This window comes from Nocardioides iriomotensis, assembly GCF_004168035.1.
GTDB lineage: Bacteria > Actinomycetota > Actinomycetes > Propionibacteriales > Nocardioidaceae > Nocardioides_B > Nocardioides_B iriomotensis.
Map to the genome: position 1 here is coordinate 141,225 of NZ_SDPU01000022.1, position 21,438 is coordinate 162,662.

Consider the following 21,438-nt stretch of genomic DNA (forward strand, 5'->3'; position numbering starts at 1 on the left):
ATGAGCAAGGAGCGCGCCCGCCGGCGCGAGGAGCGCGAGCGCGAGGCGGCAGTGAGGGCGGCCGCGCGCGCGGCCGAGGCCGAGCGGCGGGAGCGCCGCGCGGCCAGGTCGAAGGCCGTCCGCCGGCACACCACCGACCGGCTGCCCCGGCTGCGCCCGGTCGGCCGCGACACCGGCGCGCTGGCGCGCAGGCGCCGGATCCAGCGCGGCCTGCTGGTCGCGCTCCTGCTCGCGCTGAACATCCTGTGCTGGGTGGTCCGCCCCGACTGGGAGGCCCGGCTTGCCGCGCTGGTGGTCAGCGTTCTGGCCTACCCCGTCCTCCAGCACATGCTCGTCCGTCGCTGACCCGCGAGCCGGCCCGCCTCAGGGCAGGTCGGGGTGCACCAGCCAGATGTTCGGCTCCCAGTAGGTCGCCGTGTCGTTCTCCCGGTCGATCCGCAGGGTGGCCAGGCCCTCGGGGAAGACGTACTCGCCGCTCTCCGGGAAGACCATCGACGTCCACGACTCCCACTCCGCGACGGTCCCGGAGATCAGCATCGACTCGGGCAGCGGGGTGGCCACGCGGGCGCCGAGCCGCTCGTGCACCCGCATCCACGGGTCGAGCAGCTGGCCGTCCTCGCGTCGCCAGGTGACGTACCGCTCGATCGGGGTCAGCGGGTACCTCTCCTTCCACGACGGCCGCACCGGCGCGACCAGGTGGGTCAGCCCGTGCCGGCCGGCCAGGGTGCGCATCGCGCCGAGGATCTCGACGGCCATGCCGCGCGCCCGGCTGTCGCGCGGCGTCTCCGCGGCGAGCGCGCAGAGCGTGTTGGCGCGCTCGCGCTCCCCGTCGGCGAACGCCGCGGTGATGGCGGCGTCGATCCCGGGCAGGAGCGTCGCGTCGTCGCCGTCCCAGAAGATCGGGGCGGTGTGGCCTTCCGCCAGGACGGTGTCCGTCGCCTCGTCGTACAGCACGAACTGGAAGTCGGCGAGCTCCTGGTCGAGCCGGCCCCAGTACTGGTTGAGCACGTCGCCGTGCAGGTTGTACTCCGGCCAGACGTCCTCGGACTCGATGCCGCGCTCCCAGAGGTCGGGGCGCTCGGCGGCGGTGTGCAGGGTCGGCATGGCGCAGATTCTGCGGGAACGACGGCCGCCGCGCCGCCGGTTTTCAGCGGACGGCGTGCCCGGCGCCGCGCAGGGCGTCCTTGACCTCGGCGATGGCGACGGTGCCGAAGTGGAAGACCGATGCCGCCAGGACGGCGTCCGCCCCCGCCTCCACCGCCGGCGGGAAGTGCTCGGCCGCACCGGCCCCACCCGACGCGATCACCGGGATCGAGACCTCGGCACGGACGAGCCGGATCAGGTCGACGTCGAAGCCCTCGCGGGTGCCGTCGGCGTCCATCGCGTTGAGCAGGATCTCGCCGGCGCCGAGGTCGGCGGCCTGCTTCGCCCAGGCGATCGCGTCGAGGCCGGCGCTCGTGCGGCCGCCGTGCGTGGTGACCTCGAAGCCGCTGTCGGTGGCGGTGCCGGGACCGGCCCGGCGGGCGTCGACCGACAGCACCAGCACCTGGCTGCCGAACCGGTCGGCGATCTCGGCGACCAGGTCGGGTCGCGCGATCGCCGCGGTGTTGACCGCGACCTTGTCGGCGCCGGCGCGCAGCAGCCGGTCGACGTCCTCGACGCTGCCGACACCGCCGCCGACGGTGAGCGGGATGAAGACCTGCTCGGCCGTCGCCGACACGATCTCCATCGTCGTCGCCCGGCCCTCGTGGGAGGCGGAGATGTCGAGGAAGGTCAGCTCGTCGGCGCCCTCGGCGTCGTACCGCTTGGCCAGCTCGACGGGGTCGCCCGCGTCGCGCAGGCCCTGGAAGTTCACGCCCTTGACGACGCGGCCACCGTCGACGTCGAGGCAGGGGATGACCCGGACCGCGAGGCTCATGCGCCGCTCGGCCCGTTCGGCAGGGTGAGGGTGAGCGCCTCCTCGAGGGTGAACCGGCCCTCGTACAGCGCGGTGCCGATGATCGCGCCCTCGACGCCGTCTTCGACCAGCCCCTGCAGCGCCTCGAGGTCGGCGAGCTCGGTGATGCCGCCGGAGGCGACGACGGGCTGGTCCGTGGCGGCGCACACGTCGCGCAGCAGGTCGAGGTTCGGGCCCTGCAGCATGCCGTCCTTGTTGACGTCGGTGACGACGTACCGCGCGCAGCCCTCGGAGTCGAGCCGTGCGAGCACCTCGTAGAGGTCGCCGCCCTCGCGGGTCCAGCCGCGGGCGGCGAGGGTGCGTCCGCGGACGTCGAGGCCGACCGCCACCCGGTCGCCGTACGACGCGATCGCCCGCGCGCACCACTCCGGCTGCTCCAGGGCGGCGGTGCCGATGTTGACCCGGCGGCAGCCGGTGGCCATCGCGGCCTCGAGCGAGTCGTCGTCGCGGATCCCGCCGCTCATCTCGACCTTGATGTCGAGGGTGCCGACGATCTTGGCGAGCAGGTCGCGGTTGTGGCCGCGGCCGAACGCCGCGTCGAGGTCGACGAGGTGGATCCACTCCCCGCCGCGGCGCTGCCAGTTGAGCGCGGCCTCGACCGGGTCGCCGAAGTGCTTCTCCGAGCCGGCGACGCCCTGCACCAGCTGGACGGCCTGGCCGTCCGCGATGTCGACGGCGGGCAGCAGCTCGAGGTAAGCGCTCATGGCTCCAGCCTAGGAGCCGTGGAGCCCGTGACGGTGCCCGGTCTCAGGGCTCAGAAACCGAGGGACGCCCCGGTCAGGGTGGCCACCGCCTCGTCGGGTCCGGACAGCTCGACCCGGGCCTGCTGCTGCCGGCCGAAGGCGAACATCGTCAGCTCGCTCGGCACGCCGGTCACGACGACGGGCTCGGACGCGTCCTTGAGCACCACCTCGGAGCCGGTCGTCGCGTTGCGCAGCCAGACGCCGACGGTGGCGTTGCGGACGAGCTGCTTGCCGGCGGTGCGGACCATCGACCAGAGCAGCTTCTGCTCGTCGTCCCCGAGCACGCGCGGCTCCCAGCCGTCCTGAGCGCGCCGGATGTCCTCGTGGTGGACGAAGAACTCCAGGGTGTTCGTCAGCTGGTCGATCTTCGGGACGGCGTACGGCGACCACAGCGGCGGCCCTCCGCGGAGCCGCTCGACGAGCTCGGCGAAGCCGGCCTTGCCCACACGGCGCATCTCCGCCTCGGTCACCCGGGCCAGCGGCGCCACGGCGATGCCGACCGCGCCGAGGGAGCGTTCGCGGACGAGGAGGTGGGCCACGAGGTCCTTCACGGTCCAGTCGCCACAGAGCGTGGGCTGGTCCTCGCCGACCTGCAGGGCCGTGTCGCAGAGCGCCGCGCGCTCCGACTGCGCCATCCGGACTGTCACCCCCTCAGCCTAGGGTTGTGCCCGTGAGTCGAACCCGCGACCGGTCCTCCTCGGTCTCGGCGGGCAGCACCCTGCGCGACGGGTTCGCGGTCCTCGGGGTGGCGATCCGCCGTGAGCCGTGGATCTTCACGGTCTCCACCCTGGGCAGCCTGCTCTTCGGCGCGCTGACCGTCGCCGACGCCTGGGTGCTCGGCTGGTCGACCGACCACGTCGTGCTGCCGGCGTTCGAGACCGGCGAGGTCGGCTGGGGCGGGCTCGTCGCGGTGCTCGCGCTGTTCCTCGGCGTCGCGATCCTCCGCGCGGTCGGGATCGTCGCGCGCCGGCTCGGCGCGGGCGTCATGCAGTACCGCATGCAGGCCCACTACCGCCGCGACGTCACCCGGCAGTACCTCCGCCTGCCGATGTCCTGGCACCAGAAGCACCCGACCGGGCAGCTGCTCTCCAACGCCAACGCCGACGTCGAGGCCGCGTGGGCGCCGATCGCGCCGCTGCCGATGGCCGTCGGCACCGTCGCGATGATGGTCATCGCGGTGCTGCAGATGCTGCTCACCGACCTGGTGATGGCGCTCGTCGGCCTGCTGGTCTTCCCGGCCGTCATCCTGGCCAACCTGGTGTTCCAGCGGCTGCAGTCGCCGCTGATGACCCGCGCGCAGGCCCTGCGCGCCGAGGTGTCCGAGGTCGCCCACGAGTCCTTCGACGGCGCGCAGGTCGTCAAGACGCTCGGCCGCGAGCAGGAGGAGACCGAGCGGTTCGCCCGCAAGGCCCACCAGCTCCGCGACACCAACATCAAGGCCGGGCACGTCCGCGCGTTCTTCGACCCCGCGCTCGAGGCGCTGCCCAACCTCGGCGTGCTCGCGGTCCTCGCGGTCGGCGTGCAGCGCGTGCTCCACGGCCAGGCCGACCCGGGCGACGTGGTCACCATCGGCTACCTGCTCACGATCGTGGCCTTCCCGATCCGGTCGCTGGGCTGGCTGCTCGGCGAGTTCCCGCGCAGCGTCGTCGGCTTCCGCCGGGTGTCCGCGGTGCTCGCCGCCACCGGCGAGATGCAGTACGGCGCCGCGGCGCCCGAGCGGGGCCGGCCGGGCGCGCTGCTCGAGGTGGACGACCTGGCCTACCGCTACGACGACGGGCCCCCGCTGCTCGAGGGCGTGACCTTCGACGCCGAGCCCGGCCGCACCGTGGCCGTCGTCGGCGCGACCGCGTCCGGCAAGAGCACGCTGACGTCGCTGCTCGTCCGCCTCGTCGACCCGCGGGACGGCGCCGTACGCCTCGACGGCACCGACCTGCGCGCCCTCGCCCCCGGCGCCCTCGCCGCGCACGTCGCGCTGGTGCCGCAGCAGGCGTTCCTCTTCGACGACACCGTGCGCGGCAACGTGGCGCTCGGCGCCGACGTCCCCGACGAGGACGTGTGGGCCGCGCTGCGCACGGCGCAGGCCGACGGCTTCGTCGCCGCGCTGCCCGACGGCCTGGACACCCGCCTCGGGGAGCGCGGCACGTCCCTGTCGGGCGGCCAGCGGCAGCGGCTCTCGCTGGCCCGCGCGCTGGTCCGCCGGCCGCGGCTGCTGATCATGGACGACGCCACGTCGGCGGTCGACCCGGAGGTCGAGGCCCGGATCCTCGCCGCGCTGCGGGGCACCCCCGGCCAGGAGGGCTCGACCGTCCTGGTCGTCGCCTACCGCAAGGCGACGATCGCGCTCGCCGACCAGGTGGTCTACCTGCGCGACGGCCGGGTCGCCGACCAGGGCACCCACGCCGAGCTGCTCGACCGCAGCCCCGGCTACGCCCACCTCGTCAACGCCTACGAGGTCGAGCACCCCGACGAGCAGGCGGAGGTGAGCAGGTGAGCACGACCCTCGACACCGGCGAGGAGATCGGTGCCTGGCAGACCATCCGCCGCGGCATCGAGTTCTCGCCCGAGCTGCGCGAGGGGATCGGCGGCACCTTCGCGTTCGCCGTCCTGTCCACCCTCGGCCGGGTCGTCGTCCCGATCGCCGTCCAGCAGACCCTCGACCGCGGCCTCGGCGCCGCCGGTGAGCCGGACCTGTCGTTCATGGGCTGGATGGCCACGCTCGCCGGCGCCGCGATCCTGGTCACCGCCGTGGCGTCGTACTTCATGACCGCTCGGCTGTTCACCGCCGCCGAGCGCGGTCTCGCGACGTTGCGGATCAAGGCGTTCCGGCACGTCCACGACCTGCCGCTGCTCACGCAGAACACCGAGCGCCGCGGCGCCCTGGTCTCGCGTGTCACCTCCGACGTCGACCAGGTGTCACAGTTCCTGATCTTCGGCGGCCTGATCGCCGTGGTCAGCGTCGGGCAGATCGCGATCGCGACGGTCGTGATGCTGTTCTACTCCTGGCAGCTCACGCTGGTCGTCTGGATCTGCTTCCTGCCGCTGTTCCTCTCCCTGCGCTACTTCCAGCGCAAGCTCTCCGCGGCGTACGGCATCGTCCGTCAGCAGGTCGGCGTGATGCTCAGCGCGATCTCGGAGCCGGTCGTGGGCGCGGCGACGGTCCGCTCCTACGCCATCGAGGACCGCACCCAGGAGCGCATCGACGGGGCGATCGACCGCTACAAGCAGGCCAGCACCAAGGCCCAGGGGCTCACGGCGTTCTCGTTCTCGCTCGGCGGTGTCTCCGCCGGCCTGGCCAACGCCGGCGTGCTGATCTTCGGGGTGCTGCTCGGTGTCGACGGCACGATCACGGCCGGCGAGGTGCTGGCGTTCGCGTTCCTCGTCACGCTGTTCGTCGGCCCGGTCCAGATGGGCACCCAGGTGCTCACCGACGCGCAGAACGCCATCGCCGGCTGGCGTCGCGTCATCGGCATCCTCGACACCCCCGCCGACGTGGTCGACCCCGGCGCCGCGGGCGAGGTGCTGCCGAAGGGTGCGGTCGCGATCCGGTTCGAGGACGTCACGTTCGCCTACCCCGGCGGCCGGCCGGTGCTGCACGACGTCGACCTCGACATCGCGCCGAACACGCGCGTGGCCGTCGTCGGCGAGACCGGCTCGGGCAAGACCACGCTCGCCAAGCTGCTCACGCGGCTGATGGACCCCACCTCCGGCGTGGTGCGACTCGACGGGGTCGACCTCCGCACCGTGCCGTTCTCGTCGCTGCGCGACCGCGTGGTGATGGTGCCGCAGGAGGGGTTCCTGTTCGACTCGACGCTGCGCGCCAACGCGCTCTACGGCAAGCTCGACGCCACCGACGAGGACATCGTCGCGGCCGCGACCGAGCTCGGCCTGGCCGACTGGCTCGACACGCTGCCGCGCGGCCTCGACACCCCGGTCGGGCAGCGCGGCGAGTCGCTGTCGGCGGGGGAGCGGCAGCTCGCCGCGCTGATCCGCGCCCACCTCGCCGACCCCGACCTGCTCGTCCTCGACGAGGCCACCTCGGCGGTCGACCCCGCGCTGGAGATGCGGATCGGCCGGGCGCTCGAACGTCTCACCCGCGGCCGCACCTCCGTCACGATCGCGCACCGGATGTCCACCGCCGAGAACGCCGACGAGGTCGTCGTGGTCGACAAGGGCCGCATCGTGCAGCGTGGCCCGCACGCTGCCCTGCTGGTCGAGGGCGGCGTCTACGGCCGCCTGCACGCGTCCTGGATCGCGCAGCAGTCCCTGCTCTGAGTCACGTCCGCCCCGGTGGGAGACTGGCCCGGTGAGCACCCCTTCGACAGGCTCAGGTCAACGTCTCGACCCGCAGATCGCCGCCCTCCTCAAGCGCGACGACGCCGGCCTGGTCACCGCCGTGGTGCAGCAGCACGACACCGGCGAGGTGCTGATGGTCGGCTGGATGGACGACGAGGCGCTGCACCGCACGCTCACCACCGGCCGCGCGACGTACTGGAGCCGGTCCCGCGAGGAGTACTGGGTCAAGGGCGAGACCTCCGGTCACCGCCAGTGGGTCAAGGGCGTCCGCCTCGACTGCGACGGCGACACCCTGCTCGTCACCGTCGACCAGGAGGGCGCGGCCTGCCACACGGGTGACCGCACCTGCTTCGACGCGCGCGAGCTGACCGTGGCCACGCCGGTGGCGCCGACCACGCCGGGAGCGGTGTGAGGGACCGCAGCTTCGGACCGACCGTCCTCGGCGGTCTCGCGGCCGCGGCGCTCACCGCCGTCGCCGCGGCCCAGGACTGGGGCGAGGCGACCGGCGACAACGCCGGCGTCGCCGCCACCGGCCGTGCCGACGGCGCCCAGACCGCGCCGCTGGCCCTGGCCCTCGCGCTCGTCGCTCTCGCGTCGTGGGGTGTGCTCCTCGTGCTGCGCGGCCGGGCCCGCCGCGTCGTCGCGGTCGTCGGCGCGCTCGCCGCCGCGGGGGTCGTGACCGCGGTCGTCCTCGCGTACGGCGACGTGGACGCCGCAGCCGTCGAGGCCGCGCGTGCTGCGGGCGCCACCTCCGACGTGTTCGCGACGTCGATCACCGCCTGGTACTGGACCGCGCTCGTCGCCGGCGTCCTCTCGCTCGCCGCCCTCGTCGTCGCCGTGCTGCGCGCGCCGGGCTGGCCGGCGATGGGCAGCCGCTACGACAACCCGGCCGCCCGCGACGCGGCCGCGACGCCGAGGACCGACGAGGACCTCTGGAAGGCGCTCGACGAGGGTCGGGACCCGACGGCCTGAGGATCGCCGTCCCCTAGACTGTGGCGCGCCGACCCCGGCCGACGAACGACAGAGGGAGAACCACCGACATGGCTCACCACGGCAACACCCCGGCCGCCTGGACCGGCGTGACGATCATCCTGATCGGGTTCGTGATCGGCGGTATCGGCATGATCATCGACCAGTGGGCGCTGTTCTGGGTCGGCGTCGCGCTCTGCCCGATCGGCGGCATCGTCGGCAAGATCATGCAGAAGATGGGCCTCGGCGCCGAGCCGGCCTCGTCCTCCTCCCACTGACGACCCTCACGGACGACGCCGTGCGATGACCACCGCCGCCCGCTGGCGCGGGGTCCGCACGCCGATCCTCCTCGCGGCGGTCGCGCTCGCCGCCGCGCTCCTGCTGCAGGTGCGCGACCCGCACCTGCACGGCAGCTACGGGTTCTGCCCGTGGCTCGCGCTGACCGGGACCGCCTGCCCGCTGTGCGGCGGTCTCCGCGCGGTCAACGACCTCGGCCGGGGCGACGTGGTCGCCGCCGCGTCGAGCAACCTCCTGCTCGTGGCGTCGCTCCCGGTCCTCGCGGCCGTCTGGCTGCGGTCCCTGGCCGCCGGGTGGCGCGGCCGCGGGTCGCCGTACGACGACCGCACGGTGCGGCTGCTCCTCCTGACCGGCGTCGGGCTGACGGTGGCGTTCTGGGTGGTGCGGAACCTGCCGGTGAGCGCCTGGCTCCTGCCGTAGAGCGCTAGGCCGCGCCGCCGGTCGCGAACGTCTCCAGCACGGCGTACGCGACGACGAGTGACAGCAGCACGGCCAGGGCGCCGGTGACGATCCCCGCGACCGCCCGCCCGTCCCCGCCGAGCGCACCGGCGGAGGCGCGGATCTCGGCTCGGGCCCGGACCCCCTGGACGACGGCGACGACGCCGAGGAACCCGGCGAAGCAGGTCCAGAAGCCGACGAGCGTGACCACCCCGACGACGAGGGCGGTCGTCGCCCTCCGGTGGACGGGCGGGTGCACGGGCGTGCTCATGGTTCCCCCAGGCAAGGCTCGGCCCGCTCGCGGGGCGGACCTCCCGGCACGCGGCGCCCGCGGCGCATGAGAGTCTAAGGACGGCAGATTCGCCGCAGTCACCAGAGCCATCAAGAGTCAGCAGACTCGCCGTAGCACCCCTGGGGGAGAAGGAGCCGTCGTGAGCACGTCCGTCCTGGCCGAGATCGTCGAGGGCGTGCGCGAGGACCTCGCCGCCCGGGAGGCCGTGACGTCGCTCGACGAGCTCAAGGCCATGGCCCGCAAGGCGCCCGACGCGCTCGACCCGATGCCGGCGTTCCGCGCCGAGGGCGTCAGCGTGATCGCCGAGGTGAAGCGCTCCAGCCCGAGCAAGGGCGCGCTGGCCACGATCGACGACCCCGCGTCGCTCGCGGCCGAGTACGCCGCCGGCGGTGCCGCCACGATCAGCGTGCTCACCGAGCAGCGCCGCTTCGGCGGCAGCCTCGACGACCTGCGCGCCGTGCGCGGCCGCGTCGACGTCCCGGTGCTGCGCAAGGACTTCATCGTGACGTCGTACCAGCTCTGGGAGGCCCGCGCCGCCGGCGCCGACCTCGCCCTGCTGATCGTCGCCGCCCTCGACCAGCCCACCCTCGTCGGCCTGCTCGAGCGCGCGGTCTCCATCGGCCTCACCCCGCTCGTCGAGGTGCACGACGAGGAGGAGGTCGAGCGCGCGGTCGACGCCGGCGCCACCCTGCTCGGCGTCAACGCCCGCAACCTGAAGACCCTCGAGGTCGACCGCGACACCTTCGCCCGCCTCGCCCCTCGCATCCCCGACGGCGTCGTCCGGGTCGCGGAGTCCGGGGTGCGGGGGCCGCACGACGTGTTCGAGTACGCCAAGCAGGGCGCCGACGTCGTCCTCGTCGGCGAGACGCTGGTCAAGGGCGACAACCCGCGCGAGGCGGTCGCCGACCTCGTCGCCGCCGGTGCGCACCCGTCCCTCAAGCAGCGCGAGGTCGGCCGGTGACCGCCACGACGCAGGCCGGCGACGGAACCTTCGGGCGCTTCGGCGGCCGGATGATGCCCGAGGCGCTCATGGCGGCCCTCGACGAGCTCACCGTCGCCTGGCAGGACGCGATGGCCGACCCGGCGTTCACGGGCGAGTTCGAGCGGATGCTGCGCGAGTACGCCGGCACGCCGAGCCTGCTGTACGACGCCACGAAGCTCTCCGAGCTGGCCGGCGCGCGCATCCTGCTCAAGCGCGAGGACCTCAACCACACCGGCGCCCACAAGATCCGCAACGTGCTCGGGCAGGCGCTGCTCACCAAGCGGATGGGCAAGACGCGGGTCATCGCCGAGACCGGCGCCGGCCAGCACGGCGTCGCGACCGCCACCGCGGCGGCGTACCTCGGGCTCGACTGCGTCGTCTACATGGGCGAGGTCGACACCGAGCGGCAGGCGCTCAACGTCGCACGGATGCAGCTGCTCGGCGCCGAGGTCATCGCGGTGAAGTCCGGCTCCCGCACCCTCAAGGACGCCATCAACGAGGCGATCCGCGACTGGGTCGCGACCGTCGACCACACCGCTTACGTCTTCGGCACCGCCGCCGGCCCGCACCCGTTCCCGTCGCTGGTCAAGTCGTTCTGCCGCGGCATCGGCGACGAGGCCCGCGCCCAGTGCCTCGAGCTCACCGGCGCCCTGCCCGACGCGGTCACCGCCTGCGTCGGTGGCGGTTCCAACGCGATCGGGCTGTTCGCCGGGTTCGTCGACGACCCGTCCGTCCGGCTGGTCGGCTTCGAGGCCGGCGGCGAGGGATTCCCGGGTCCCCGGCACGCCGCGACGATCAGCGCGGGGGAGTACGGCGTCCTGCACGGGGCCCGCACCTTCGTGCTCCAGGACGACGACGGCCAGACCGTCGAGAGCCACTCGATCTCCGCCGGTCTCGACTACCCCGGCGTCGGGCCCGAGCACGCCTTCCTGGCCGAGTCCGGCCGCGGCGAGTACCGCCCGGTCACCGACGCCGAGGCGATGGACGCCTTCGCGCTGCTCAGCCGCACCGAGGGGATCATCCCGGCGATCGAGTCCGCCCACGCCGTCGCCGGCACGCTCGCCCTCGCCAAGGAGGTGCCCGGCAGCACGCTGCTGGTCAACCTCTCGGGTCGCGGCGACAAGGACATGGGCACGGCCGTGGAGTACTTCGGACTCGGCAAGGCGGACCAGTGATCACCCCACCACGCCACTCGCTTCGCTCGCGCCGCGTCGGGGACCCCGAATGAGCCACAGCACCACCCGCGCCTTCGACCAGGCGAGGGCCGAGGGCCGCGCCGCCCTGGTCGGCTACCTCCCGGCCGGCTTCCCCGACGTCGCGGGCGGTATCGACGCCATCAAGGTCATGGTCGAGAACGGCTGCGACGCGATCGAGGTCGGCCTGCCCTACAGCGACCCGGTCATGGACGGCCCGACGATCCAGGCCGCCGCCCAGCAGGCGCTCGAGCAGGGGGTCCGCACCCGCGACGTGCTCCGCACCGTCGAGGCCGTCGCCGCCACCGGCGCCCCGACGCTGGTGATGACCTACTGGAACCCTGTCGAGCGGTACGGCGTCGACCGGTTCGCCGCCGACCTCGCGTCCGCCGGCGGAGCCGGCCTGATCACGCCGGACCTGGTGCCCGACGAGGCGACCGGCTGGATCGCGGCCGCCGACGCGCACGACCTCGACAAGGTCTTTCTCGTCTCGCCCTCCTCGACCGACGCCCGCCTCGCGATGACCACGGCCGCCTGCCGCGGCTTCGTCTACGCCACCGCGGTGATGGGCGTCACCGGCGCCCGCGAGTCCACCAGCGAGCTCGCCGCACCGCTCGTCGAGCGGACCAAGAAGGTCACCGACCTGCCGGTCGCCGTCGGCCTCGGCGTCTCCAACGGCGACCAGGCGGCCGAGGTGGCGCGGCACGCCGACGGGGTCATCGTCGGCTCGGCCTTCGTGCGCGTCCTGCTCGACGCCCCCGACCGCACCACCGGCCTCGAGGCGCTCGCCGACCTCACCCGCGACCTCGCGGACGGTGTGCGACGTGCGTAGGGCCCTGGTCGCGGCCGGGTTGTCCGGCCTGCTCCTCTCCGCCTGCTCGGTCGGCACCCCGCCCGACGACGGCGGCCCCGTCGCGGGCATGACCGTGCAGGACGACGACGGCCTCAACGGCGCCGTGCTGCCCACGCCGTACGCCGCCTCCGACGTGCCGCTCACCGACACCGAGGGCGGCAAGCAGGCACTCGACACCGTCACCGCCGACGCCGGGGACGAGCTGACGCTGGTGTTCTTCGGCTACACGCACTGCCCGGACATCTGCCAGATCGTGATGGCCGACATCGCCTCGGCGCTGACCCGGCTCGACGACGACGAGCGCGAGCGCATCGGGATGACCTTCGTGACCACCGACCCGGCGCGCGACGACGAGGCCACCCTGCGGGCGTACCTCGACCGGTTCGACCCGTCGTTCGGCGGGCTCACCGGGCCGTTGCCGCGCATCGTGGAGGTGGGTCACTCTCTCGGGGTGGCGATCGAGAAGGGCGAGAAGATGCCGAGCGGCGGCTACGAGGTCAACCACGGCACGCAGGTCGTCGGGCTGCTGCCCGACGGGACCGCGCCGGTCGTGTGGACGGAGGGCACCGGACCGGACCGGATCGCCCAGGACCTGCAGGCGATCCTCGCCGACGGCGTACCGGAGGTGAGCGGCTCGTGATCCTGGCCAGCATCCCCAGCCCCGCCCAAGGCGTCTGGCACCTCGGCCCGTTGCCGATCCGCGCCTACGCGCTGTGCATCATCCTCGGCGTCGTCGTCGCGATCTGGCTCGGCGAGAAGCGCTGGGTCGCCCGCGGCGGCAAGCCCGGCCAGGTCGGCGACATCGCGATCTGGGCGGTGCCGTTCGGCCTCGTCGGCGGCCGGCTGTACCACGTCATCACCGACTGGCGGCTCTACTTCGGCGAGGGCAAGGAGCCGATCACCGCCCTCTACGTCTGGCAGGGCGGCCTCGGCATCTGGGGCGCGATCGCGCTCGGCGGCGTCGGCGCCTACATCGGCTCGCGCCGCTACAACGCGAAGTTCCTCCCGCTCGCCGACGCCCTCGCCCCCGGCATCGCCATCGCCCAGGCGATCGGCCGCTGGGGCAACTGGTTCAACCAGGAGCTCTACGGCCGTCCCACCACGCTGCCCTGGGGGCTGGAGATCGACCAGGAGCACCGCGAGGAGGGCTACGAGGACCCGAACCTGCTGTTCCACCCGGCGTTCCTCTACGAGTTCGTGTGGAACCTCGGCGTGGCTGGCCTGGTGATCTGGGCCGACCGGCGGTTCCGGCTCGGCTACGGCCGCGCCTTCGCGCTGTACGTCATGGGCTACACCGCCGGCCGCGGCTGGATCGAGTACCTCCGCATCGACGAGGTGCAGGGCAGCGACGTCTTCGGCCTGCGCCTCAACGTGTGGACCTCGATCGTCGTGTTCCTGTGCGCGCTCGGGTTCTTCCTGTGGTCGCGACGCAAGCACCCCGGCCGTGAGGAGCAGGTGCTGCGCGTCCCGGAGCCCGTCGAGGCCTGAGGCTTGACGCCGGCCGCGCTCGCGCTCGTCCTGACCGCCGCGGTCGCGCACGCCCTCTGGAACCTCGCCGCCAAGCGGGTCGTCGCCGACCGGGTCGTCCTCGTCTGGCTGTACGTCGTCGGGGCGGCCGTGCTGTGGGTGCCGCCGGCGCTGGTCTGGGCCGTCGTCAGCGGCCAGCGGCCGAACGGGGGCTGGCTGCTCGTCGCCGGCGTCTCGGCGCTGCTGCACGTCGCCTACAACCTGGTGCTGGTGCACGGGTACGCCGCCGGCGACCTCAACCTCGTCTACCCGCTCGCCCGCGGTGTCGGCCCGCTCGTCGTGCTCGTGGTCGCGGTCGGGCTGCTGGGGGAGTCGCCCGGGCCGGCCGCCCTCGCCGGTGCCTGCCTCGTGGTGCTCGGGGTGCTGGTGATGACGCTCGGCGGAGGCGGTGGCCGCCGTCGCGCCGACGGCACGTTCTGGGGTGTGGCGACCGGTCTCACGATCGCGGCCTACACGCTCTGGGACCACCACGCCGTGTCCGCGCTCGCCGTACCGCCGCTGACGTACTTCTGCCTCGGTCTGCTGCTCCAGGCCGTCCCGCTGACGGTCGCGACCGTCGCGGGCGCCGGACGGCGCGCCCAGGTCGCACCGGTGCTGCGCCGCTACTGGCTGGAGGTGCTCGCCGTGGCCGTGCTGTCGCCGCTGGCCTACGTCCTCGTCCTCCAGGCGCTCACGTCCGCCCCGGTGTCCCTCGTCGCCCCGCTTCGGGAGTCCAGCATCGTCGTTGGCGCCGTGCTGGGCTGGTGGCTGCTCGGGGAGCCCCGAGCCGCGCGTCGGCTCGCCGGCGCCGCCGTGGTGCTGGGCGGGATAGCGCTGCTGAGCCTCGCCTGAGCCTCCCGGTCGGCGCTCCCTCCGGCGCGAAGGCAAGCCTTCCCTTCGATGAAACGGGCCCTGACCTCGGGCTATGTTCCGACCATGACCAGCGACGCCGTCCCCGCCCCCGGCAACGTCCCCGAGAACCCTGGTGTCCAGCACGAGCACGCCGACGTCACCGGCGGCTGGCTGCGGCCCGCGGTCTTCGGCGCGATGGACGGCCTCGTCTCGAACCTCGCCCTCATCGCGGGCGTCGCGGGCGGCACCCGCGCCGCGGGCGCTCCCACCGCCGTCGTGCTGGCCGGACTCGCCGGTCTCGCCGCCGGTGCGTTCTCGATGGCGGCGGGGGAGTACACCTCGGTCGCCAGCCAGTCCGAGGCCGCCGAGCTGGAGATCGAGAAGGAGCGCGCGGAGCTCCTGCGCAACCCCGAGGGCGAGCTCCGCGAGCTCGCCGAGATGTACGTCGGCAAGGGCATCGAGCCCGAGCTGGCCGAGCAGGTCGCCCGGCAGATCCACCGCGACCACGACAACGCGCTCGACGTGCACGCCCGCGAGGAGCTCGGCGTCGACCCCGACGCCCTGGCCTCGCCGATGCTCGCCGCGGTCTCGTCGTTCCTCGCGTTCGCCGTCGGCGCGATGGTCCCGGTGCTGCCGTACCTGCTGGGTGCCGGCACCCTGACGCCCGGCCTGGTCGCCACCCTGGTCGCGCTGTTCGCCTGCGGCGCGGTCGTCACCCGGGTGACCAGCCGCCCGTGGTGGTTCGGCGGGCTCCGCCAGCTCGTCCTCGGCGGGGCGGCCGCCGCGCTCACCTACGGCTTCGGCGCGCTGGTCGGCACCGGCCTGGGCTAGCCGGGCGGATTCCATGCCTCGATATCGGGGCAACCTGGGTTACCGACGAGTGTTGTACGCTTCCTGAACCGCAAGGGCCAATGTCGTCCCGCGCCAGTTCGCAGCTAGTTCGCAACTCACAGCAGCACCGGCCCTCTCGGGCGGCAGGTGCAACGACGACGGGAGAGTGCCCCATGCATGCATTCCCGCCGCCCCAGGGCCTGTACGACGGGCGACACGAGCACGACGCGTGCGGTGTTGCCTTCGTCGGGACCCTGACCGGCGTTGCCAGCCACGACATCGTCGAGAAGGCGATCACGGCCCTGCGCAACCTCGAGCACCGTGGCGCGACCGGAGCCGAGCCCGACACGGGCGACGGCGCGGGCATCCTGCTCGGCGTTCCCGACCGCTTCCTCCGCGAGGAGGCCGCGGCGCTCGGTTTCGAGCTGCCCGGTCCGCGCTCGTACGCCGTGGGCACGGCCTTCCTGCCCGGCGACGACGAGCACGTCGCGAAGACCCGGCAGCGCATCGAGGAGCTCGCCGCCGAGGAGGGCCTCACCGTCCTCGGCTGGCGCGACGTGCCGACCGACCCGTCGATGCTGGGTGCCACCTCGCGCAGCGTGATGCCGTCGTTCAGCCAGCTGTTCGTCGCCACCACCGGTGCGCCGCTGATCGGCATGCCTCTGGAGCGCCGGGCGTTCTGCCTGCGCAAGCGGGCGGAGCGCGAGACCGACGTGTACTTCCCGTCGCTGTCGTCGCGCACCATCGCCTACAAGGGCATGCTCACCACCGACCAGCTCGACCGGTTCTACCCCGAGCTGACCGACGAGCGCGTCGAGTCGGCGGTGGCGGTCGTGCACTCGCGCTTCTCGACCAACACGTTCCCGAGCTGGCCGCTGTCGCACCCGTTCCGGTTCATCGCCCACAACGGCGAGATCAACACCGTCATGGGCAACCGCAACTGGATGCGGGCCCGCGAGGCCCTGCTCGCCAGCGACCTGCTCGCCAGCCCCGACGGGACCGGATCCGCCGAGGACCTCGAGCGCCTCTTCCCCATCTGCACCCCGGGTGCCTCCGACTCCGCGTCGTTCGACGAGGTGCTGGAGCTGCTCCACCTGGGCGGCCGCTCCCTGCCGCACGCCGTCCTGATGATGATCCCGGAGGCGTGGGAGAACCACGCCGAGATGGACCCCGCCCGGCGCGCGTTCTACCAGTTCCACTCGTCGATGATGGAGCCGTGGGACGGCCCCGCGTGCGTGGTCTTCACCGACGGCTCCCAGGTCGGCGCCGTGCTCGACCGCAACGGTCTGCGCCCGTCCCGCTACTGGGTGACCGATGACGGTCTCGTGGTGCTCGCGTCCGAGGTCGGCGTGCTCGACATCGACCCCGCTACCGTGGTCCGCAAGGGCCGGCTCCAGCCGGGGCGCATGTTCCTCGTCGACACCGACGAGCACCGGATCATCGAGGACGAGGAGATCAAGGGCGAGCTCGCCGCCGAGCACCCGTACGACGAGTGGCTGCACGCCGGGATGATCCACCTGGGCGACCTGCCCGACCGTGAGCACATCGTGCACACGCACGCCTCCGTCACGCGCCGCCAGCAGATCTTCGGCTACACCGAGGAGGAGAAGCGCGTCCTGCTCACGCCGATGGCCAGGACCGGTGGGGAGCCGCTCGGCTCGATGGGCACCGACAGCCCGATCGCGGCGCTGTCCGACCGGCCGCGGCTGCTGTTCGACTACTTCTCGCAGCTGTTCGCGCAGGTCACCAACCCGCCGCTCGACGCCATCCGCGAGGAGCTGGTGACCTCGCTCGCCGGCACCATCGGCCCGGAGGCCAACCTGCTCGAGCCGACGCCCGCGTCGTGCCGCCAGGTGGTGCTGCCGTTCCCGGTCATCACCAACGACGAGCTGGCCAAGATCCGGCACATCAACCGCGACGGCGACCTGCCGGGCTTCATCACCCACGTCTCCCGCGGCCTCTACGAGGTCGAGGGCGGGGGAGCGGCCCTGGAGCGGCGGATCGAGGAGATCTGCCAGGAGGTCTCGACCGCGATCGCCGGCGGCGCCCGCGTCATCGTGCTCTCCGACCGGCACTCCACCGCCGAGCTCGCGCCGATCCCGTCGCTGCTGCTCACCGGCGCGGTGCACCACCACCTCGTGCGCGAGAAGACCCGCACCCAGGTCGGCCTGGTCATCGAGGCCGGTGACGTCCGCGAGGTGCACCACGTCGCGCTGCTCATCGGCTTCGGCGCCGCGGCGGTCAACCCCTACCTCGCCATGGAGTCCGTCGAGGACCTCGCCCGCGACGCCCACTACGTCGACGTCGACGGCGACAAGGCGGTCAAGAACCTCGTCAAGGCCCTCGGCAAGGGCGTCCTCAAGGTGATGAGCAAGATGGGTGTCTCGACCGTGGCGTCGTACACCGGCGCCCAGATCTTCGAGGCCGTCGGTCTCTCCCAGGAGCTCGTCGACCGCTACTTCACCGGCACCACCAGCAAGCTCGGCGGCATCGGCCTCGACACCGTCGCCGAGGAGGTCGCGCGGCGACACCGCAAGGCCTACCCGGTCGACGGCCTCGCGCCCGCCCACCGGCAGCTCGAGATCGGCGGCGAGTACCAGTGGCGCCGCGAGGGCGAACCGCACCTGTTCGACCCCGAGACGGTCTTCCGCCTGCAGCACTCCACGCGCGCCGGCCGGTACGACGTCTTCAAGCAGTACACCGCCCGCGTCAACGAGCAGTCCGAGCGGCTGATGACGCTGCGCGGCCTGTTCGGCTTCAAGGACGGCGAGGCCACCGGTCGCACGCCGATCTCGATCGAGGAGGTCGAGCCGGCGTCGGAGATCGTCAAGCGGTTCTCCACCGGCGCGATGTCCTACGGGTCGATCAGCCAGGAGGCCCACGAGACCCTCGCCATCGCGATGAACCGCCTCGGCGGCAAGTCCAACACCGGCGAGGGCGGCGAGGACCCGGACCGCCTCTACGACCCCGAGCGCCGCAGCTCGATCAAGCAGGTCGCGTCCGGACGCTTCGGCGTGACGTCGGAGTACCTCACCAACTCCGACGACATCCAGATCAAGATGGCGCAGGGCGCGAAGCCCGGCGAGGGCGGCCAGCTGCCCGGGCACAAGGTGTACCCGTGGGTGGCCAGGACCCGGCACAGCACGCCGGGCGTGGGCCTGATCTCGCCGCCGCCGCACCACGACATCTACTCCATCGAGGACCTGGCGCAGCTGATCCACGACCTCAAGAACTCCAACCCGTCGGCGCGCGTGCACGTCAAGCTCGTCGCCGAGGTGGGGGTCGGCACGGTCGCGGCGGGTGTGTCCAAGGCGCACGCCGACGTGGTGCTCATCTCCGGGCACGACGGTGGCACCGGCGCGTCGCCGCTCACCTCGCTCAAGCACGCCGGTGGCCCGTGGGAGCTCGGCCTCGCCGAGACCCAGCAGACCCTGCTGCTCAACGGCCTGCGCGACCGGATCGTGGTGCAGACAGACGGCCAGCTCAAGACCGGCCGCGACGTCGTCGTCGCCGCGCTGCTCGGCGCCGAGGAGTTCGGCTTCGCGACCGCGCCGCTGGTCGTGTCCGGCTGCATCATGATGCGCGTCTGCCACCTCGACACCTGCCCGGTCGGCGTCGCCACGCAGAACCCCGTCCTGCGCGAGCGCTACGCCGGCAAGGCCGAGCACGTCGTGAACTTCTTCATGTACGTCGCCGAGGAGGTCCGCGAGCTGCTCGCCGAGCTCGGCTTCCGCACCCTCGAGGAGGCGGTCGGTCACGCCGAGGTGCTCGACGTGCACCGGGCCGTCGACCACTGGAAGGCGGCCGGCCTCGACCTCACCCCGGTGCTGCACGTGCCCGAGCTGCCCGAGGGGGCGGCCCGGCACAACACCACCGGTCAGGACCACGGGCTCGACAAGGCGCTCGACAACGAGCTCGTCTCGCTCGCCGAGGCGGCGCTTGAGGACGGCGACCCGGTCCGGGCACAGATCCCGATCCGCAACGTCAACCGCACCGTCGGCACGATCCTCGGCCACGAGGTGACCAAGCGCTACAAGGGCGAGGGCCTGCCCGACGGCACGATCGACATCACCTTCACGGGCTCGGCCGGCCAGTCGTTCGGCGCGTTCGTGCCGCGCGGCATCACGCTGCGGCTCGAGGGTGACGCCAACGACTACGTCGGCAAGGGCCTGTCCGGCGGCCGCATCGTCGTGCGGCCCGACCGCGCTGCGTCCTTCGACGCGAGCGGCCAGATCATCGCCGGCAACGTCATCGGCTACGGCGCGACCTCGGGTCAGATCTTCCTACGTGGCCAGGTCGGCGAGCGGTTCTGCGTGCGCAACTCGGGCGCGACCGCTGTCGTCGAGGGCGTCGGCGACCACGGCTGCGAGTACATGACCGGCGGCCGCGTCGTCGTCCTCGGTCCGACCGGCCGCAACTTCGCCGCGGGCATGTCCGGCGGCGTGGCGTTCGTGCTCGACCTCGACGAGGGCCGGGTCAACCCCGAGCTCGTCGAGCTCGCCCCCGTCGACGGCGACGCCGCCGTCGAGCTCGAGGGCCTGGTCAAGCAGCACCACGAGGAGACCGGCTCGACCGTCGCCGAGGAGCTGCTGGCCGACTGGCCGAACGCCGTACGACGTTTCACCGAGGTCATGCCGACCGACTTCAAGAAGGTGCTCGCTGCGAAGGAGCAGGCCGAGGCCGACGGACTGTCCGACGACGAGACCGCGACGAAGATGATGGAGGCGCTCCATGGCTGACCCCAAGGGCTTCCTGAAGGACGGCCGCGAGGTCGCGACCCGCCGTCCCGTCGACGAGCGGGTGCAAGACTGGAACGAGGTCTACCCCGAGGGGGCGGGCCGTTCCCTGCTGCCGATCATCACCAAGCAGGCCGGGCGCTGCATGGACTGCGGCATCCCGTTCTGCCACCAGGGCTGCCCGCTCGGCAACATCATCCCCGAGTGGAACGACCTGGTCTGGCGCGACGACTGGGAGGGCGCGACCGAGCGCCTGCACGCGACGAACAACTTCCCGGAGTTCACCGGGCGGCTGTGCCCGGCGCCGTGCGAGACCGCCTGCGTCCTCGGCATCAACCAGGACCCGGTGACCATCAAGAACGTCGAGGTGGCCATCGCCGACAAGGCGTGGGACTCCGGCTTCGTGCGGCCGCAGCCGCCGGAGTGGCTGACCGGCAAGACCGTCGCGGTCGTGGGCTCCGGCCCGGCCGGCCTCGCCGTCGCGCAGCAGCTCACCCGGGCCGGTCACACCGTCGCGGTCTACGAGCGCGCCGACAAGGTCGGCGGCCTGCTGCGCTACGGCATCCCCGAGTTCAAGATGGAGAAGAAGTACCTCGACCGGCGCCTCGACCAGATGCGCCGCGAGGGCACGATCTTCCGGGCCGGCGTCGACGTCGGCTCCGAGGTGACCGGCGACCAGCTGCGCGAGCGGTTCGACGCCGTCGTCCTCGCCGTCGGCGCCACCGCCGCGCGTGACCTGCCGATCCCCGGCCGCGAGCTCGCCGGCATCCACCAGGCGATGGAGTTCCTGCCCCAGTCCAACCGCGCCTCGCTCGGCGAGGACGTCGAGGACCAGATCACCGCCACCGGCAAGCACGTCGTGATCATCGGCGGCGGCGACACCGGTGCGGACTGCCTCGGCACGTCGCACCGCCAGGGCGCGAAGTCCGTGACGCAGCTGGAGATCATGCCGCAGCCGGGGGAGGAGCGCCCGGCCGGCCAGCCGTGGCCGACGTACCCGATGCTGTTCCGCGTCTCGTCCGCGCACGAGGAGGGCGGCGAGCGGGTCTACTCCGTGTCGACCAAGGAGTTCCTGGGCGACGACCAGGGCAACGTCCGGGCGCTGCGCCTGGTCGAGGTGGAGATGAAGGACGGCCGGTTCTCTGACGTCGAGGGCTCGGAGCGCGAGATCCCGGCCGAGCTGGTCCTGTTCGCGATGGGCTTCACCGGCCCGGAGCAGGACGGAGTCCTGGCGCAGCTGGGCGTCGAGCTCGACGAGCGCGGCAACATCAAGCGCGATGCGGCGTACCACTCCACGGTGCCGGGTGTCTTCGTTGCCGGCGACGCAGGTCGTGGCCAGTCCCTGATCGTCTGGGCGATCGCCGAGGGCCGGGCCGCGGCGGCTGCCGTCGACACGCACCTCACGGGTGCGACCACACTGCCGGCGCCGATCAAGCCGACCGAGCGTCCGCTGGTCGTCTGACGACCAGCGGACGGGCGGGCTTGGATCGTTCAAG

At 72.9% G+C, this 21,438-nt stretch carries 21 protein-coding genes; 16 read left to right on the plus strand and 5 right to left on the minus strand.

What is annotated here, in order from left to right:
* Positions 1-345, plus strand: coding sequence for a hypothetical protein (locus ETU37_RS23200; protein ID WP_165372503.1), 345 nt, complete (start codon positions 1-3; stop codon positions 343-345).
* Between the two features lie 18 nt (positions 346-363).
* Here the strand turns inward: ETU37_RS23200 and ETU37_RS11495 are convergent, their stop codons facing one another.
* From ETU37_RS11495 to ETU37_RS11510, 4 genes are read right to left on the minus strand one after another with little or no spacing between them, the layout of a single operon-like run.
* On the minus strand, positions 364-1,104 hold the full coding sequence (locus ETU37_RS11495; RefSeq protein ID WP_129987466.1) for a hypothetical protein: 741 nt from the start codon (positions 1,102-1,104) through the stop codon (positions 364-366).
* A 43-nt stretch (positions 1,105-1,147) separates the two neighbouring features.
* Positions 1,148-1,918 (minus strand): imidazole glycerol phosphate synthase subunit HisF, encoded by a 771-nt coding sequence (gene hisF / locus ETU37_RS11500; protein ID WP_129987467.1) that lies wholly within the window; start codon positions 1,916-1,918, stop codon positions 1,148-1,150.
* Entirely contained in the window at positions 1,915-2,661 is a 747-nt protein-coding gene (priA, locus tag ETU37_RS11505) for a bifunctional 1-(5-phosphoribosyl)-5-((5-phosphoribosylamino)methylideneamino)imidazole-4-carboxamide isomerase/phosphoribosylanthranilate isomerase PriA (RefSeq protein WP_129987468.1), read from the minus strand. Before priA ends, hisF begins: the two co-directional genes overlap by 4 nt.
* 50 nt (positions 2,662-2,711) lie before the next feature.
* A complete protein-coding gene (locus ETU37_RS11510; protein WP_206053879.1) occupies positions 2,712-3,347 on the minus strand; it encodes a TIGR03085 family metal-binding protein in 636 nt (211 codons plus the stop codon).
* A 23-nt stretch (positions 3,348-3,370) separates the two neighbouring features.
* Here ETU37_RS11510 and ETU37_RS11515 point away from each other — a divergent pair, with 23 nt between their 5' ends.
* The 6 genes from ETU37_RS11515 to ETU37_RS11540 all read left to right on the plus strand — a co-directional run bounded on the left by ETU37_RS11515 (position 3,371) and on the right by ETU37_RS11540 (position 8,679).
* Entirely contained in the window at positions 3,371-5,191 is a 1,821-nt protein-coding gene (locus tag ETU37_RS11515; RefSeq protein WP_206053880.1) for an ABC transporter ATP-binding protein, read from the plus strand.
* Complete coding sequence (locus tag ETU37_RS11520; RefSeq protein WP_129987470.1) at positions 5,188-6,972, plus strand: ABC transporter ATP-binding protein; 1,785 nt, start codon at positions 5,188-5,190, stop codon at positions 6,970-6,972. Before ETU37_RS11515 ends, ETU37_RS11520 begins: the two co-directional genes overlap by 4 nt.
* Positions 6,973-7,003: 31 nt before the next feature.
* The gene (gene hisI / locus ETU37_RS11525; protein ID WP_129987471.1) at positions 7,004-7,405 is read left to right on the plus strand and encodes a phosphoribosyl-AMP cyclohydrolase; all 402 of its coding nucleotides are present in this window, start codon (positions 7,004-7,006) and stop codon (positions 7,403-7,405) included.
* Positions 7,402-7,965 (plus strand): Trp biosynthesis-associated membrane protein, encoded by a 564-nt coding sequence (locus ETU37_RS11530; protein ID WP_165372504.1) that lies wholly within the window; start codon positions 7,402-7,404, stop codon positions 7,963-7,965. The genes hisI and ETU37_RS11530 overlap by 4 nt, the downstream gene beginning before the upstream one ends.
* Before the next feature lie 68 nt (positions 7,966-8,033).
* On the plus strand, positions 8,034-8,240 hold the full coding sequence (locus ETU37_RS11535) for an HGxxPAAW family protein (protein ID WP_129987473.1): 207 nt from the start codon (positions 8,034-8,036) through the stop codon (positions 8,238-8,240).
* Positions 8,241-8,265: 25 nt separating this feature from the next.
* Complete coding sequence (locus ETU37_RS11540) at positions 8,266-8,679, plus strand: DUF2752 domain-containing protein (protein ID WP_129987474.1); 414 nt, start codon at positions 8,266-8,268, stop codon at positions 8,677-8,679.
* 4 nt (positions 8,680-8,683) lie between these two features.
* On the opposite strand, the gene ETU37_RS11545 is transcribed toward ETU37_RS11540, so the two are convergent.
* The gene (locus ETU37_RS11545; RefSeq protein ID WP_165372505.1) at positions 8,684-8,968 is read right to left on the minus strand and encodes a DUF4190 domain-containing protein; all 285 of its coding nucleotides are present in this window, start codon (positions 8,966-8,968) and stop codon (positions 8,684-8,686) included.
* 160 nt (positions 8,969-9,128) lie between these two features.
* On the opposite strand from ETU37_RS11545, the gene trpC reads away from it, so the two are divergent.
* The 9 genes from trpC to ETU37_RS11590 all read left to right on the plus strand — a co-directional run bounded on the left by trpC (position 9,129) and on the right by ETU37_RS11590 (position 21,404).
* Positions 9,129-9,950: an indole-3-glycerol phosphate synthase TrpC gene (trpC, locus tag ETU37_RS11550; RefSeq protein WP_129987476.1), complete on the plus strand. Its 822-nt coding sequence runs from the start codon at positions 9,129-9,131 to the stop codon at positions 9,948-9,950.
* A complete protein-coding gene (gene trpB, locus ETU37_RS11555) occupies positions 9,947-11,146 on the plus strand; it encodes a tryptophan synthase subunit beta (protein ID WP_276319686.1) in 1,200 nt (399 codons plus the stop codon). Before trpC ends, trpB begins: the two co-directional genes overlap by 4 nt.
* Before the next feature lie 49 nt (positions 11,147-11,195).
* Positions 11,196-11,996: a tryptophan synthase subunit alpha gene (gene trpA / locus ETU37_RS11560; protein WP_129987477.1), complete on the plus strand. Its 801-nt coding sequence runs from the start codon at positions 11,196-11,198 to the stop codon at positions 11,994-11,996.
* On the plus strand, positions 11,989-12,657 hold the full coding sequence (locus ETU37_RS11565; RefSeq protein WP_129987478.1) for an SCO family protein: 669 nt from the start codon (positions 11,989-11,991) through the stop codon (positions 12,655-12,657). Before trpA ends, ETU37_RS11565 begins: the two co-directional genes overlap by 8 nt.
* The gene (gene lgt / locus ETU37_RS11570; RefSeq protein ID WP_129987479.1) at positions 12,654-13,505 is read left to right on the plus strand and encodes a prolipoprotein diacylglyceryl transferase; all 852 of its coding nucleotides are present in this window, start codon (positions 12,654-12,656) and stop codon (positions 13,503-13,505) included. Before ETU37_RS11565 ends, lgt begins: the two co-directional genes overlap by 4 nt.
* Positions 13,506-13,508: 3 nt before the next feature.
* Positions 13,509-14,375: a DMT family transporter gene (locus ETU37_RS11575; RefSeq protein WP_129987480.1), complete on the plus strand. Its 867-nt coding sequence runs from the start codon at positions 13,509-13,511 to the stop codon at positions 14,373-14,375.
* 84 nt (positions 14,376-14,459) lie between these two features.
* Complete coding sequence (locus ETU37_RS11580; protein WP_129987481.1) at positions 14,460-15,206, plus strand: VIT1/CCC1 transporter family protein; 747 nt, start codon at positions 14,460-14,462, stop codon at positions 15,204-15,206.
* Between the two features lie 173 nt (positions 15,207-15,379).
* Positions 15,380-19,945 carry a glutamate synthase large subunit gene (gltB, locus tag ETU37_RS11585; protein WP_129987482.1) on the plus strand — a complete coding sequence of 1,522 codons (4,566 nt, stop codon included), beginning with the start codon at positions 15,380-15,382 and terminating at the stop codon, positions 19,943-19,945.
* On the plus strand, positions 19,938-21,404 hold the full coding sequence (locus tag ETU37_RS11590; RefSeq protein ID WP_129987483.1) for a glutamate synthase subunit beta: 1,467 nt from the start codon (positions 19,938-19,940) through the stop codon (positions 21,402-21,404). The genes gltB and ETU37_RS11590 overlap by 8 nt, the downstream gene beginning before the upstream one ends.
* Positions 21,405-21,438: the final 34 nt, after the last annotated feature.

Coding starts and splice junctions, on each gene's coding strand:
- ETU37_RS23200 (WP_165372503.1), top strand. CDS start 1: ATGAGCAAGGAGCGCGCCCGCCGGCGCGAGGAGCGCGAGCGCGAGGCG.
- ETU37_RS11495 (WP_129987466.1), bottom strand. CDS start 1,104: ATGCCGACCCTGCACACCGCCGCCGAGCGCCCCGACCTCTGGGAGCGC.
- hisF (WP_129987467.1), bottom strand. CDS start 1,918: ATGAGCCTCGCGGTCCGGGTCATCCCCTGCCTCGACGTCGACGGTGGC.
- priA (WP_129987468.1), bottom strand. CDS start 2,661: ATGAGCGCTTACCTCGAGCTGCTGCCCGCCGTCGACATCGCGGACGGC.
- ETU37_RS11535 (WP_129987473.1), top strand. CDS start 8,034: ATGGCTCACCACGGCAACACCCCGGCCGCCTGGACCGGCGTGACGATC.
- ETU37_RS11540 (WP_129987474.1), top strand. CDS start 8,266: ATGACCACCGCCGCCCGCTGGCGCGGGGTCCGCACGCCGATCCTCCTC.
- ETU37_RS11545 (WP_165372505.1), bottom strand. CDS start 8,968: ATGAGCACGCCCGTGCACCCGCCCGTCCACCGGAGGGCGACGACCGCC.
- trpA (WP_129987477.1), top strand. CDS start 11,196: ATGAGCCACAGCACCACCCGCGCCTTCGACCAGGCGAGGGCCGAGGGC.
- ETU37_RS11580 (WP_129987481.1), top strand. CDS start 14,460: ATGACCAGCGACGCCGTCCCCGCCCCCGGCAACGTCCCCGAGAACCCT.
- gltB (WP_129987482.1), top strand. CDS start 15,380: ATGCATGCATTCCCGCCGCCCCAGGGCCTGTACGACGGGCGACACGAG.
- ETU37_RS11590 (WP_129987483.1), top strand. CDS start 19,938: ATGGCTGACCCCAAGGGCTTCCTGAAGGACGGCCGCGAGGTCGCGACC.